The organism is Bacillus sp. HMF5848 (assembly GCF_003944835.1).
GTDB lineage: Bacteria > Bacillota > Bacilli > Bacillales > HMF5848 > HMF5848.
Genome location: NZ_RWIV01000001.1, coordinates 362,424 through 377,500, shown reverse-complemented (window position 1 = coordinate 377,500; position 15,077 = coordinate 362,424). Strand labels below are relative to the sequence as shown.

8 protein-coding genes, 2 rRNA genes, 2 pseudogenes and 2 riboswitches (1 of these 14 only partly in view) are annotated in these 15,077 nt (G+C 40.5%); of the genes and pseudogenes, 3 read left to right on the top strand and 9 right to left on the bottom strand.

Going from position 1 to position 15,077, the window contains the following annotated elements; all coding sequences use genetic code 11:
* The 4 genes and pseudogenes from EJF36_RS01880 to EJF36_RS01865 form a co-directional block, all read right to left on the bottom strand.
* Positions 1 to 1,082: ribosomal RNA gene (locus EJF36_RS01880) — 23S ribosomal RNA — on the bottom strand; it reaches 1,837 nt to the left of the window's first position.
* Between the two features lie 219 nt (positions 1,083 to 1,301).
* Positions 1,302 to 2,841: ribosomal RNA gene (locus tag EJF36_RS01875) — 16S ribosomal RNA — on the bottom strand.
* The 16S and 23S rRNA genes sit together here, the layout of an rRNA operon.
* A 354-nt stretch (positions 2,842 to 3,195) precedes the next feature.
* Positions 3,196 to 3,419, bottom strand: a pseudogene (gene mtnA / locus EJF36_RS01870) (S-methyl-5-thioribose-1-phosphate isomerase); the annotation flags it as partial.
* Positions 3,420 to 4,202 carry a carbon-nitrogen family hydrolase gene (locus EJF36_RS01865; protein ID WP_260471802.1) on the bottom strand — a complete coding sequence of 261 codons (783 nt, stop codon included), beginning with the start codon at positions 4,200 to 4,202 and terminating at the stop codon, positions 3,420 to 3,422.
* Positions 4,203 to 4,310: 108 nt separating this feature from the next.
* Between EJF36_RS01865 and EJF36_RS01860 the strand changes: the two are divergent.
* Positions 4,311 to 5,483, top strand: a pseudogene (locus tag EJF36_RS01860) (aminotransferase class I/II-fold pyridoxal phosphate-dependent enzyme).
* Positions 5,484 to 5,637: 154 nt separating this feature from the next.
* Positions 5,638 to 6,168 carry a CBO0543 family protein gene (locus tag EJF36_RS01855; RefSeq protein ID WP_125904743.1) on the top strand — a complete coding sequence of 177 codons (531 nt, stop codon included), beginning with the start codon at positions 5,638 to 5,640 and terminating at the stop codon, positions 6,166 to 6,168.
* Positions 6,169 to 6,295: 127 nt separating this feature from the next.
* Here the strand turns inward: EJF36_RS01855 and EJF36_RS01850 are convergent, their stop codons facing one another.
* The 5 genes from EJF36_RS01850 to EJF36_RS01830 all read right to left on the bottom strand — a co-directional run bounded on the left by EJF36_RS01850 (position 6,296) and on the right by EJF36_RS01830 (position 14,248).
* A complete protein-coding gene (locus tag EJF36_RS01850) occupies positions 6,296 to 7,615 on the bottom strand; it encodes an NCS2 family permease (protein WP_125908224.1) in 1,320 nt (439 codons plus the stop codon).
* Positions 7,616 to 7,766: 151 nt separating this feature from the next.
* A riboswitch (purine riboswitch) is annotated at positions 7,767 to 7,868 on the bottom strand.
* A 90-nt stretch (positions 7,869 to 7,958) separates the two neighbouring features.
* Positions 7,959 to 9,479 (bottom strand): glutamine-hydrolyzing GMP synthase, encoded by a 1,521-nt coding sequence (gene guaA, locus EJF36_RS01845; protein ID WP_125908223.1) that lies wholly within the window; start codon positions 9,477 to 9,479, stop codon positions 7,959 to 7,961.
* A gap of 277 nt (positions 9,480 to 9,756) precedes the next feature.
* Positions 9,757 to 9,858: riboswitch (purine riboswitch) on the bottom strand.
* Positions 9,859 to 9,890: 32 nt separating this feature from the next.
* The gene (locus EJF36_RS01840; RefSeq protein ID WP_125904742.1) at positions 9,891 to 12,074 is read right to left on the bottom strand and encodes a transglutaminase-like domain-containing protein; all 2,184 of its coding nucleotides are present in this window, start codon (positions 12,072 to 12,074) and stop codon (positions 9,891 to 9,893) included.
* A gap of 2 nt (positions 12,075 to 12,076) precedes the next feature.
* Complete coding sequence (locus EJF36_RS01835; protein WP_125904741.1) at positions 12,077 to 13,291, bottom strand: DUF58 domain-containing protein; 1,215 nt, start codon at positions 13,289 to 13,291, stop codon at positions 12,077 to 12,079.
* Positions 13,292 to 13,300: 9 nt separating this feature from the next.
* Positions 13,301 to 14,248 carry an AAA family ATPase gene (locus EJF36_RS01830; protein WP_125904740.1) on the bottom strand — a complete coding sequence of 316 codons (948 nt, stop codon included), beginning with the start codon at positions 14,246 to 14,248 and terminating at the stop codon, positions 13,301 to 13,303.
* 442 nt (positions 14,249 to 14,690) lie between these two features.
* Here EJF36_RS01830 and EJF36_RS01825 point away from each other — a divergent pair, with 442 nt between their 5' ends.
* The gene (locus EJF36_RS01825; RefSeq protein WP_185806787.1) at positions 14,691 to 14,996 is read left to right on the top strand and encodes a hypothetical protein; all 306 of its coding nucleotides are present in this window, start codon (positions 14,691 to 14,693) and stop codon (positions 14,994 to 14,996) included.
* The last annotated feature ends 81 nt before the right edge of the window (positions 14,997 to 15,077 follow it).

The following is a 15,077-nucleotide window of genomic DNA, read 5'->3' as shown; positions in this document are numbered from 1 at the left end:
CACATCCTTTTCCACTTAACGTATACTTTGGGACCTTAACTGGCGGTCTGGGCTGTTTCCCTTTCGACTACGGATCTTATCACTCGCAGTCTGACTCCCATGGATAAGTCTTTGGCATTCGGAGTTTGACTGAATTCGGTAACCCGATGAGGGCCCCTAGTCCAATCAGTGCTCTACCTCCAAGACTCTTACTCATGAGGCTAGCCCTAAAGCTATTTCGGAGAGAACCAGCTATCTCCAGGTTCGATTGGAATTTCTCCGCTACCCACACCTCATCCCCGCACTTTTCAACGTGCGTGGGTTCGGGCCTCCATTCAGTGTTACCTGAACTTCACCCTGGACATGGGTAGATCACCTGGTTTCGGGTCTACGACCACGTACTAATTCGCCCTATTCAGACTCGCTTTCGCTGCGGCTCCGCCTATTCAGCTTAACCTTGCACGTAATCGTAACTCGCCGGTTCATTCTACAAAAGGCACGCCATCACCCATTAACGGGCTCTGACTTGTTGTAGGCACACGGTTTCAGGATCTCTTTCACTCCCCTTCCGGGGTGCTTTTCACCTTTCCCTCACGGTACTGGTTCACTATCGGTCACTAGGGAGTATTTAGCCTTGGGAGATGGTCCTCCCTGCTTCCGACCGGATTTCACGTGTCCGGCCGTACTCAGGATCCACTCTGGAGGGAACGAAGTTTCAACTACAGGGTTGTTACCTTCTTTGACGGACCTTTCCAGGTCGCTTCATTTACTTCGTTCCTTTGTAACTCCGTATAGAGTGTCCTACAACCCCAAGAGGCAAGCCTCTTGGTTTGGGCTAATCCCGTTTCGCTCGCCGCTACTCAGGGAATCGCATTTGCTTTCTCTTCCTCCGGGTACTTAGATGTTTCAGTTCCCCGGGTCTGCCTTCATCACCCTATGTATTCAGGTGTAGATACTGTTCCATTACGAACAGTGGGTTTCCCCATTCGGAAATCTCCGGATCAAAGCTTACTTACAGCTCCCCGAAGCATATCGGTGTTAGTCCCGTCCTTCATCGGCTCCTAGTGCCAAGGCATCCACCGTGCGCCCTTCCTAACTTAACCTACGATCATTGATCGTGTTTATAAATCAGTTCTTTTAACTTTGCGACAAACAAGTTAAAAGAGGCATTACTAATTAAACCTATATTGGTTTTGGATGTCGTTGTTTATCGTTATCTAGTTTTCAAGGAACTATCTTTGAGAGTTAATAGCTCTCTCAAAACTAAACAAAACCAAAGCGCTTCATCTACCGTAAGGTAGATGTTCCGTAATAATCCTTAGAAAGGAGGTGATCCAGCCGCACCTTCCGATACGGCTACCTTGTTACGACTTCACCCCAATCATCTGTCCCACCTTAGGCGGCTGGCTCCTTACGGTTACCCCACCGACTTCGGGTGTTACAAACTCTCGTGGTGTGACGGGCGGTGTGTACAAGGCCCGGGAACGTATTCACCGCGGCATGCTGATCCGCGATTACTAGCGATTCCAGCTTCATGTAGGCGAGTTGCAGCCTACAATCCGAACTGAGAATGGTTTTATGGGATTCGCTCAACCTCGCGGTTTTGCAGCCCTTTGTACCATCCATTGTAGCACGTGTGTAGCCCAGGTCATAAGGGGCATGATGATTTGACGTCATCCCCACCTTCCTCCGGTTTGTCACCGGCAGTCACCTTAGAGTGCCCAACTGAATGCTGGCAACTAAGATCAAGGGTTGCGCTCGTTGCGGGACTTAACCCAACATCTCACGACACGAGCTGACGACAACCATGCACCACCTGTCACCTATGTCCCCGAAGGGAAAACCCTATCTCTAGGGCGGGCATAGGGATGTCAAGACCTGGTAAGGTTCTTCGCGTTGCTTCGAATTAAACCACATGCTCCACCGCTTGTGCGGGCCCCCGTCAATTCCTTTGAGTTTCAGTCTTGCGACCGTACTCCCCAGGCGGAGTGCTTAATGCGTTTGCTGCAGCACTGAAGGGCGGAAACCCTCCAACACTTAGCACTCATCGTTTACGGCGTGGACTACCAGGGTATCTAATCCTGTTCGCTCCCCACGCTTTCGCGCCTCAGCGTCAGTTACAGACCAGAGAGTCGCCTTCGCCACTGGTGTTCCTCCACATATCTACGCATTTCACCGCTACACGTGGAATTCCACTCTCCTCTTCTGCACTCAAGTCCTCCAGTTTCCAATGACCCTCCACGGTTGAGCCGTGGGCTTTCACATCAGACTTAAAGGACCGCCTGCGCGCGCTTTACGCCCAATAATTCCGGACAACGCTTGCCACCTACGTATTACCGCGGCTGCTGGCACGTAGTTAGCCGTGGCTTTCTCGTTAGGTACCGTCAAGGTACCGCCCTATTCGAACGGTACTTGTTCTTCCCTAACAACAGAGTTTTACGATCCGAAAACCTTCTTCACTCACGCGGCGTTGCTCCATCAGACTTTCGTCCATTGTGGAAGATTCCCTACTGCTGCCTCCCGTAGGAGTCTGGGCCGTGTCTCAGTCCCAGTGTGACCGATCACCCTCTCAGGTCGGCTACGCATCGTGGCCTTGGTGAGCCATTACCTCACCAACTAGCTAATGCGCCGCGGGCCCATCTATAAGTGATAGCTAAAAGCCATCTTTCAATTTATCTTCAGGCAAAGATAAATGTTATCCGGTATTAGCTCCGGTTTCCCGAAGTTATCCCAGTCTCATAGGCAGGTTGCCCACGTGTTACTCACCCGTCCGCCGCTAACCACCGAAGTGGTTCGCTCGACTTGCATGTATTAGGCACGCCGCCAGCGTTCGTCCTGAGCCAGGATCAAACTCTCCGAAAAGAAGTTTGACTTGCTCAAATTTTACATCTGGCAATTCTTTTTGCGACTTTAAAGTCGCTTGTTTTGTTTCTATATATAGAAACGTTTTAGCGCTTGGTTTTGTTTAGTTTTCAAAGAGCTTCATTCCTCAAGAGCTTCATTCCTCAAGGGAACTTTTATATTATATCAAAATAACTTTGCGATTGTCAACAACTTTTTTCGCTGTTATTTTTTTGCTGCTTGTTTCGTAAGCAACGTATATAATAATATCAATTTCTCATTGCAATGTCAACAGTTTATTCCGAAACAGCAGATACCATTATTATTATATAGAAGAAAGTCGGCACAAACACCGACTCTATGATAATATTCTTTTTATTTTTGATTGAAATTCCCCTTAATAATTCCCTTCTCCGTTATAATTGCCGTAATTAACTCATTAGGAGTGACATCAAAAGCTGGATTATATACATTCACACTATCGGGAGCTATTTGCATCCTTGGATTGTAATAATTTCATTTGCATCTCTTTCTTCTATATGAATAGAAAGTCCTGTTTGTATGGAAACATCAAATGTAGTTAAATATTTCTGAAAATATTAATATAACTCTGGACGACGGTCTGTAAAAATTGGTATTTGATCTCGTACTTTCTTCACCTTAGAGATATTTATCTCGGTCGAAATAATTGCCTCTTCAGCGTCCGCCTCTACCAACACATCTCCCCAAGGATCAATCACCATTGAATGACCAGCAAACACATTATCAGGATCTTTTCCGGCACGATTACAAGCTACGATATAACACTGATTTTCTATCGCCCGGCTAATTAATAACTGGCGCCAGTGATACAATCTTGGTAATGGCCATTGTGCTACAACAAAAATTATCGTAGCGCCTGTTGTCGCATGAAGACGTATCCACTCCGGAAAACGGATGTCATAGCAAATCACACCTGCTGCTTGTTGCCCTTCAACTGCAAACATTCCAAGCTTGTTACCTGCATGTAAATATTTGTGTTCATTCATCAGTTTAAAAAGATGCAGCTTACTATATTCACCAATTACCTCACCTTCGCGATTAAACACAAACATTGTGTTCGTGACAGAATAATTAGTATGTTGCATTGCTATGGATCCAGCAACTATATTCACACTGTGCCTCTTAGCAAGCGCTGATAATACCCTTTTCGTTTCAAGCCCTTCGCTATCAGCAATGTCATCTAGTCTAGCTAAGTCATAGCCTGTTGTCCATAATTCCGGCAACACAATTACATCAGGTGAATGTTCATTAACAGCTTGCTCGATTTTCTGTTGCACTTTCGTTATGTTTTCCTCAGGGTCCCCAAACACAATATCCATTTGAACACAAGATATTATCAAAAATGTCACACCTTACTTTGTTTTTTTCTTTACAAGTTGATTTCTACAATATATGATTTCTCATTAGAGTTGCAAGAGGGAATTTTCAAAAATCAAGAAGGTGATCTAGTGCATCAGTTTCAACATTCGAATCTTTTAAATCAACTACCTAAACAATCTTTCGCATCTCTTGTCAAAAAGGTGAATGCCGCTATTTCTGAGGGACAGGATGTTATAAATCTTGGACAAGGAAATCCAGATCAGCCAACACTATCACATATCGTAAGCTCATTACAACGAGCAGTAGATATACAAAACATCATAAATATCCGCCGTTTCGCGGCCATTCTTTTTTGAAGAAGCTGCCGCACAGTATTACAAGCGAGAGTACAATGTTGACCTTGACCCAGAGCATGAGGTGGCGATTTTGTTTGGTGGTAAGGCTGGGCTAGTTGAGTTACCACAATGCTTACTGAATCCAGGTGATACTGTACTAGTTCCCGACCCAGGTTACCCAGACTATTGGTCTGGCGTAGAGCTAGCACGAGCTAAGATGGTACATATGCCTCTTCGTAAAAATCATCAGTTCCTACCAGACTATAGTGAGCTTAACAAAAATGACTTCAAGCAGCAAAGCTTATGTTCTTAAACTATCCGAACAACTCAACCGGCGCCATTGCTACACAGGAGTTTTTCGAACAGACTATAAAACTAGCAAAACAACACAACATTTGCGTATGCCACGATTTCGCATATGGTGCTATTGGATTTGATGAAAAGAAACCATTGAGTTTTCTTCAAGTCCCTGGAGCAAAAGATATAGGAGTTTAAATATATACGTTATCAAAAACATATAACATGGCTGGATGGCGTGTTGGTTTTGCTGTTGGCAACAAAAGTGTTATTGAAGCAATTAACCTTTATCAAGATCATATGTATGTAAGCTTATTTGGAGCTATTCAAGAAGCAGCTGCACATGCATTGATTGAGTCCCAACAATGCGTTAATGAGTTAGTAGCCCTATATGAAGCACGAAGAACAGCGTTGGTCGACAGTCTCAACGAAATCGGTTGGAACGTGCAAGCACCTGCTGGCTCTTTTTTTGCATGGTTACCAGTCCCAAAAGGATACAGTTCAATTGAGTTTCCCGATTTATTACTAGAAAAAGCACATGTCGTCGCCCCTGGAATCGGCTTCGGGGAGCATGGTGAAGGATTCGTACGTGTAGGACTTTTAACATCCGAGGAGCAAATTCGCGAAGCGGCTACACGTATAGCAAAGTTAAATTTTTTTAAATTATAGTTCTAATACGTCTTTGACCTTTAACATAGCAATGACGGACGGGATATCAATAAAAATTTATATTTGAATAAAATTAAAAAATGTAAAAATTTGGTATAAAAACACCTTACTGACGTCATACTTAATAGTAAAAAAATGGAAAGATGTGTGCGTTGTGACCATATTATTAGTTATATTATTTGTTACAGTTGCATGGCGTTGGGGGGATTGGAAAAACTGGAAATTGTACTATCCAAGTATTCTTTTTTTCATACTAGGCGACTTACTGTATCATTACTTATTATTTGATTTCTTCCCTATGTGGCGTTACAATCCATTTGGATTGGACGAATCACTTGGATTGACACATACTTTTATAGCTTTTCTCATTATGTTTTTTATCTATCCAGCATCAATCCTTCTCTATTTAGGGCATTTTCCAACTGGTAGTGGCCCCATGAGAAAGTTTGCATATTATATTGTGTGGATAGGCATCACCGTTCTTATTGAATATATAATAGTGCAATTTAATGGCATTCAATATTACAATGGTTGGAGCTTAACTTGGTCAGCATTATTTGTTATCGTTATGCTTTTCACATTACGCATTCATCACATATATCCTCTAGCCGCTTGGGTCTTGTCGTTATTATTTATTACATTTCTACTAATAAAGTTTCAAGTTCCTTTTCATGTTTTCCGCTAGAGAAAAGAGCAACCTTAAGTGCTCCATAATATCTTAGCAGGGCTGTACAAATGACTTTATACCCCTATGTTTAAAATTATAATCATTAAAAAGGTGGCTCCTGTTCGGTAGCCACCTTTTTCATTGTTTATGCTTTTAAGAAGATAAAATATAGAACAAATACGACAAACATACCATACATAATTGGGTGAATATCTTTACGTCGTCCTGCTAAAATCATTGTAATTGGATAGAAAATAAATCCTACCGCAATCCCAGTAGCAATACTATATGATAAAGGCATTGCAATTAATGTTAAGAATGCTGGTACTGCGATTTCGAATCTTTTCCAATCAATTTCACCTAGCGTTGATACCATTAAAATACCTACGATGATTAAAGCTGGTGCTGTAACCGGAGCAGTAATAACTCCTAGTAACGGCGAGAAGAATAATGCTAATAAGAAGAATCCTGCTGTAACAACAGATGTAAAGCCTGTTCGGCCACCTGCAGCTACTCCTGCTGATGATTCAATATATGATGTCGTAGTAGACGTACCTAACACTGCACCAACAACTGTTGCAGCTGAATCTGCAAATAACGCTTTACCCGCACGTGGCAATTTATTATCTTTCATTAATCCAGCTTGGTTTGCAACAGCTACTAACGTCCCAGCAGTATCAAAGAAGTCTACGAACAAGAATGTTAGAATAACAACTAGCATTTGAATAGATAATACGTCACCTAAGTGGAAAAATGCTTGACCGAATGTGGGCGCGATACTCGGTACTGCACCAACAACCTGAGTAGGAACTTCAATAAGACCAAAAACCATTCCAATAATAGCCGTTAATATCATTCCGTAAAAAATGCCACCCTTAACCTTGCGAACCATTAACACAACTGTAGCGAACACACCGAAAATAGCTAATAATGTATTGCCGTTTGTAAAATCACCTAAACCCACTAATGTAGCATCATTGTTTATAATAATACCCGCATTCTGGAACCCTATAAATGTTATAAATAGACCAATACCAGCACCTACTGCAAATTTTAATTCGGCAGGGATTGAATTAATAATTGCTTCACGAACACCCGTTAATGTCAACACGATAAAAATCAATCCTGAAACTAACACACCCGACAAAGCTGTTTGCCAAGGTATACCCATTGTTAATACAACTGTATATGCAAAAAACGCATTTAATCCCATACCAGGCGCTAGTGCTATTGGATAATTCGCTAATAACCCCATTAAAAGAGAACCAACAGCTGCCGCGATAGCAGTTGCCACAAACACCGCATTGGCATCCATACGATTTTCAAGCCCATCAATTCCTAATAACGCTAATGTTGCTGGATTCACGAATAAAATATATGCCATAGACAAGAATGTTGTTAATCCTGCAATAAACTCTCTTCTATAGGTTGCACCGAGTTCATCAAATTGAAAATATCCTTTTATACCGCCCGACTTCTTTGACTCATTTACTTCAGGCTGTAACTTTTTTGCTGCTCCCATTTTTTATATCCTCCTCGAATTTTAAAAATAAAAAACGTTCCTATGGCTCTACCATGGAACGTTGACATGCGAGGATATTGTAAGAATAGCTAACACACTATTCAATATACCTCGTAGTCAAGCCATTTACGGTAGCTTGGTAGAAACTTTCGGGCCATATTCCCGACTTTATACGATGCATTCGCGATATTTAATTCTCTATCATTCTAGCAACGTTTTTCCGACCTGTCAACAAAAAAACGAACATTTTTATCTATAACGATAAAAATGTTCGTGAAAAGCATTCCTATTCCCACTCAATCGTTGCTGGTGGTTTTGAAGTTATATCATATACTATTCGGTTAACATGAGATACTTCATTGACAATCCGGGTGGAGATTTTCTCTAGTACATCCCACGGTATACGCGCCCAATCCGAAGTCATACCATCAATAGACGTAACAGCACGAATCGCAACCGTATGGTCGTAAGTTCGCGCATCCCCCATAACCCCCACACTTTTAATTCCTGGTAATACAGTAAAGTACTGCCAAATATCACGATCTAAACCAGCCTTTTTAATTTCATCTCGTAAGATAGCATCTGATTCTCGTACAATTTCTAATTTGTCCTCCGTTATATCACCAAGAACACGAATCGCTAGCCCTGGTCCAGGGAATGGTTGACGCCACACGATTTCATCAGGAACCCCTAACTCTGCGCCTAATGCGCGTACTTCATCCTTAAATAGCGTATTCAGGGGTTCAATCAGCTTAAACTGCATATCTTCTGGCAACCCACCTACATTATGGTGGGACTTAATTGTATGCGCAGTGGCTGTTCCGCTCTCGATAATATCAGTGTAAAGTGTACCTTGAGCAAGAAACTCTATTCCTTCAAGCTTTGTAGCTTCATCATCAAAAACATAGATAAATTCGTTACCAATAATTTTTCGTTTTTTCTCCGGATCAGCCACACCAGTCAGCTTATCCATGAAACGATCTCTAGCATCAACCTTAATAACATTCATATGGAATCCCTCAGAGAAGGTTTTCATGACACTTTCCGCTTCACCTTTACGGAGTAAACCGTGGTCAACAAAAATACATGTAAGTTGGTCTCCAATAGCTTTGTGAATAAGTACGGCAACAACCGAGGAATCCACACCGCCACTTAGTGCGCATAGTACTTTTTTACTACCCACTTGCTCGCGAATTTTTTCGATTTCTAGTTCAATAAAGTTACCCATTGTCCACTCTTCTCGACAACCACATGCCTCAAATACAAATCCCTTTAAAATGTCATTGCCATACACAGAATGACGAACCTCTGGATGGAATTGAACACCATACAAACCACGTTCTTTATTACTCATAGCTGCGATAGGACATGATGCACTAATAGCATCAACCATAAACCCTTCCGGCGTTGCTGTTACTAAATCACCATGACTCATCCAAACAACTTGCTCTGAAGGTAAGCCCTCATATAAAAACGCATTCTCCTGTACCTTAATCGTCGCCTTTCCATACTCACGATGACTCGCACGTTCAACGACTCCACCAAAATGCTTAGTCATTAGCTGCATGCCATAACAAATCCCTAATACAGGGATTCCTAAATCAAAAATAGCTTCATCACACGAAAATGCTCCGTCTCCATATACGCTATTAGGACCCCCTGATAATATAATCCCTTTCGGCTTCATCGCAGCAACTTCTTCAGCTGTTAATGTGTGAGGGTGCAATTCACTATATACCCCAAACTCACGAATTCTTCTTGTAATTAACTGATTATATTGGCTACCAAAGTCCAGTACAACAATCATTTCTTGTATGCCTTCCAAACATTCCACCTCATTTTTTATAATAAGAAAAAGCCTAACGGTGACAAACGGTGACAAACACAAGTGCTACGTCAACTAAAGTCCTGACTTTCAGAGACAATCGACCTGTACCCTCGAGCCGTTAGGGCCTTAAGCTACATAGTAAACTAAATTCAAAACTACACTCTTATAAAAAAAAACTAGATTTCTACCTATAAGGGCAGAATCCTAGTTTTTAATAGAAGAATGTTCCATAAATAAAACAATCTTTTTCATAAACCTTTTAGAAACCTGCCCTTATAGTCGGGTTATTAACGGTAACCCGGTAGAGACTCTCGAACCATATTATCGAGGATATATAAGGGTGTAGTACGATTCAATTATCGTATATTGTATCGCGCTAACTCATGCAGGTCAAGAAGCAGTTTTTCTCAGAATATATTGCCAAGCGTTAACTGATTGTTTCCACAATGGGACAGATTGATCATTCCGGTACAGAGCTCGTTCGTAGTTACTTGTTAACTCTGACATTTTCGTAGTCCCTAGTGATTGGTCAACAAATATCGCATACTCTCGTAATGTTTGACCCTCACGTTTTGATAAACCATACAACTTTAATTGGTTAAGTAAAATATTATATGCGTTAAAAAACGAAGTTTCTTTTTTACTATATTTATACATAAGAAGCCATACAATAAATATCCAGCGCCTTCTCGTTCTGAATAAAATCAAGCTCATTAAAGCAAGACTGCCAGCTATAAGGAAAAATCCTTCCCATGATAGTTTATCCACGATTGAAGTAAACCAATTGCTTTCACCAGAATTATCACTGCCACCACCTATGTCACCTTCCATGAACTCCTGCATCGGGTCACGTTCTGTATTCATGCCAGGTATCATAGGTGCACTAGCTTCTATGTCAATATTATTTAAATCATAACTAAAATCAAACGGATTGGAAAACCCTCTTGTCGGTTCAAATGGTACCCAACCAATCCCTTCAAAATATACTTCTACCCAAGAGTGAGCATTGTTATTAGTAATGTCATATGTGCTAGTCGCATCATCATATCGTTCTATGAATTCACCTTCCGTGTAGCCTTTTACCCAGCGAGAAGGTATCCCCGCTGAACGAAGTAATACAATCATTGCCGTTGAGAAATTATCACAATACCCCTGCTTTGTTTCGAACAGAAACTGATCCACATAGTCTTGTCTTCCCGTCGGCACAGCGACCTCTTTTGTTTCATATTTAAAGTCATTGGCAACAAAGTAACCTTCAACAGCCTTTACTTTGTCATATAAATTAGGTTTATTTGAAGTTATTTCAAAAGCCAAGTTTCTAACACGCTCAGGTACTGAATTAGGCAACTGTGTATAGCGCTCATACGCTTCCAGTTCCATAACAGGATCTTGTATAGCCTGTAAGTCATCAATAATAAATGATGGAAGTTGATACTCTACTTGATACGATTGCAAAGATCCAGGTGATGTAACAACTCTCTCCGTAACTGGATTGACAATGAGCTCGACAGGTTCATCAGATATAACCTGTGTTAATTGAACAGGATATGTTATGTGAGGATACACTATGTTCATCGTTACCGTAGCTTGTTTATCTGTTACCTTCACTTTATTAGACCACTTTTCGAAAGCAGTAAAGGCTTGATTAGGCTGTTGAACAAAGCGGACACCATCATCCTCTGACGTTTCCCATCCTTTACCTGTGTAAACATCCTTCGATTCTACTCGCCAATAGTGAGACTGCTCCACTTTTGCTGAGAAAACTACTGTAGAGTCCTCGATAAAAGGGCCCCCTAGACGCGAATCATTTACACCATACCCCACCTTTTGAACCAACTGCCCCATAACACCTGTATCAGATTGACCAAATAATTTTAAATACGGAACAGGGTCTGGCCATTGCGGCTTTAACTTCGGACTATAAAACCCTAGTGTTGCGGACATTGCCACAAGAACAGCTAGTGATAAAATCCAAGTCATATTTTTTTCAAAAGACAGTCGCGGAAACTCTACTTGTTTAGTTCGTTCAAAATGCAACAATCCTAGTAACAGAAAACCCACCATAACAACACGAATAATAGATGTAGTTGCAGAATATGGCGTAAATGTATCAAGCACCGTTATATAAATAACAGTCATAATGTAGAAGAATAAAATACGTTTTTGGATCATGACCCAATAGTGCATTAAGTAAGTGAGCAACCATAGTAAAATAAAAAACAGCAAACTCCGAAATGATGGTGTAAAAGACAACCAGTTTTGCGAAAATAAATACGCTACATTGATTTGTAGTTCTTCAAAAAACAACCCCCACCATTCTTTCTTAAAAAATGGGAGCTGAAAGTATAATATGTTAATACTAAATAGAATAATAGTACTTTTTATTAATACAGTTAACCATAACCTTATTTGTAAAAATGACAGCAATAACCCCACTGCTATGAACACAACAAACACCGTAATTCGCTCTGTATCTGTTACATCCTTAAGCGGACGAAGCCATTCCCACAAGAGGAGAAAAACTAATCCATATAATAACAAGGTAGTAAAGGATTTTAATTGCTCTTGACTCATGGCTACTTTGTCCCCCCTTGAAAAGCAGCATAAAACTTATTCTCATAAACAAATTTTGTGTATATCCCCTTTTTATTGAATGCATCAGCAACTTCTTGCTCATGAGAAGAAACTCTTGACCGGTCCGTTTTAGCAATAAATATAATTATATTCCTGTATCGAGCGGTGAGTTTATCAGTAATTTTTAGATATGAATAATCTAAGCTCGACAAAATGATTATAAACATTGTCGTTATTGGCCATTTCCCGACTTCCGCCTCCAATAAAGTAGCAAAGTCTTTTTCAGCATTATCTTGAACTTTAGCAAAGTGGTAATACAAGCGCTGGTCTTGTTCTTGCCCTCCACGTAACGGGAGATAAAACCTTTCTTCTCCACTTGATACATATCCTAGGCGTGCTCCGGTTTTTAAAACTGCCTTTGCTATAGATGTAGCAAACTTAACACTACTTTCAAACTGATGCGAAGGCGTTCGGTCAAGAAACATAACCACATCATAACTTTGCTGTAATTCAAATTCCTTTGTCATGATTGCATTTTTACGAGCAGTTGCCTTCCAATCTATCCAAGAAAAACGGTCTCCTGCTTGATAATCCCGGACGCCTACCGCCATCGTAGTATCTCTCTCTATCTTAGTCCTAGAAGATGCACCACCTTGTTCAAAACGATTTTCAAGTCGTACATATGCCATTTTCTCGTAGCTAGGATACACGATAACACTCTGTTCTATAGGGCAGATACGCTCCTTTTCAATAAAACCAAACACATCGCCAGTTTTTATGCGTACGGCTGAAAAAACATGTTCACCACGCAATAATTTTCCCATGTGATATTCATACGTTATATGCCGACGAAACCATGGGAACAAAACAGTTTTAATAGTCTCTTTTTTATTGTGCTTTAATAAAGAATTTGACACATGGTCCTCTATAACTAAATATAAAAGCGGGAAGGGTACGCGGCGCTTGATGGTAACAATTACATTAAGCGTGTCACCTGATAGATAGTGTCCTTTCTTAAAGGTTCTTTCCACACGCCATGTCTTTATAGGGTAAATAGCGATACATACAGAATACACCGCTAACGGCAAAAAACTATAAAACAAAAACCAACTAACAAATCCTCCTTCAAACATAGCGTATACAAAAGCTAAAGCTAGCAACAAGAACACTATCATCGCTTTACCGAAGTATCGCCACGTACGCAAAGCCTCATTCAATGCAAATCACTACCTTTTCACTGGGACAGGTGTCCAGTCTAGTAACTTATCAATTATTGATTCTACTTGCACTCCCTCAAACACCGCTTCGGATTTTAATATCATTCGGTGCGCTAGTGTATACGGCGCCAAAAACTGGATATCATCAGGTATAACATAATCGCGTCCTGCTATGTACGCATACGCTTTGGCTGATTTCATCAAAGCAATGGAACCACGCGGACTTACTCCTAAATACACGGATTGATGGGACCTAGTACGCCCCACTAAATCAACAATATAATCCTTTACCGTTTGATCCACATATACATCTTTAACTGCTTTTTGTAAGTCAAGCAAATCATCCAGTGTAATAACAGATTGTAGGTTTACAATAGGTTGTTCCTGCTCGACTCTATTTAACACTTCAACTTCTTCTTTATGTGATGGATACCCCATTTTCATCTTAATAAGAAAGCGATCTAACTGTGCTTCGGGAAGGGGATACGTCCCTTCATACTCAATAGGATTTTGTGTAGCCATAACAAAGAATGGCCTTTGTAACTGTCTAGTCACTCCATCAACCGTCACGCTACCTTCTTCCATCGCTTCGAGTAAGGCCGCTTGGGTTTTTGGTGAGGTACGGTTAATCTCATCCGCTAGGACAATATTAGCCATAATGGGGCCTGAGCGAAATTGGAACTCTAAATCCTTTGGATTATAAACCGAAACCCCAGTCACATCTGATGGCAATAAATCAGGTGTAAACTGAATACGTCGGAACTCAGCACCTATTGATTTTGCTAAAGCACGTACCAACATCGTTTTTCCGACACCCGGCACATCCTCTAAAAGAATGTGGCCTTCCGCCAACAAACCAACTAAGCTCAATGTTGCAATATCCCTTTTACCGATAATCACTTTTTCAATATTTTCAATAATTCTCATTAAAGCTGGTTGTACGTTTGTTTCTGACATGAAAGCTACCCCCAATTCTAAATTCCCTACTATCATGATTATATCATTCGTAATAAATATCCAAAATCCTCTAAATATTTCTAAATATGACCTATTACGCTAAACAATGACATAAACCGACAAAGGATAAATGGGGACGGTTCTTATTCTGCCAGAATCACCGTCTGAAACAACACTTGAAACGCTACCTAAGAAATTGCGAGGCATAAAATTGATGATTTAGACCGTGTTGTTAATCCAGTAGAGCTTAGTCGTTCACTAGGAATTATTAGAAAAAAGGGGCACTTGAAATTTATGTTGATGATTCCCGCATCTTCAAACAAATCTTCTTAGCAAATAAGAGTAGACAAACAACTTTCGGAACTTTTTAAGGGCTACATACGTATGAATACTAAACACATTAAGCTGCGGCCATTTTTGTTCAAAAGTTAGGAGGGGTTTTTTGGCTGAATTATTTTTAATGATTATCTTTCTAGGCCCTATATATGGAGTTTTAATTTGGACTTATTTTCATCCTGAGGAAAGCATGTTGCTTGGGCAAAGATGGCAGTATAAAGAAGAACCAGAATTTTCCGAAGCTGCAATCAAATATACTAAATTCGGCTCAATTATTGCTCTCTTTATAATAACTATGATTTTTGTTGTTACCGTCTTTAATAATTACTTGGTTAATCTCATGATTTTTTTAGGGCTAATAATTTATATAATTTTTAGTTTGATAAAATTTCGTAATAGTATTTTGAAGTAAGAGTTCATTAATTTCATAAAAATTACACTTAGATTCTAACGACAAAGGGAAGTCAAAGATGTCCTTTTTTTCTTGCTCGGT

Excerpts from the sequence above, each read along its gene's own strand:
- guaA (WP_125908223.1), bottom strand. The coding sequence starts at position 9,479 with ATGATTGTTGTACTGGACTTTGGTAGCCAATATAATCAGTTAATTACA.
- EJF36_RS01840 (WP_125904742.1), bottom strand. The coding sequence starts at position 12,074 with ATGAGTCAAGAGCAATTAAAATCCTTTACTACCTTGTTATTATATGGA.
- EJF36_RS01830 (WP_125904740.1), bottom strand. The coding sequence starts at position 14,248 with ATGTCAGAAACAAACGTACAACCAGCTTTAATGAGAATTATTGAAAAT.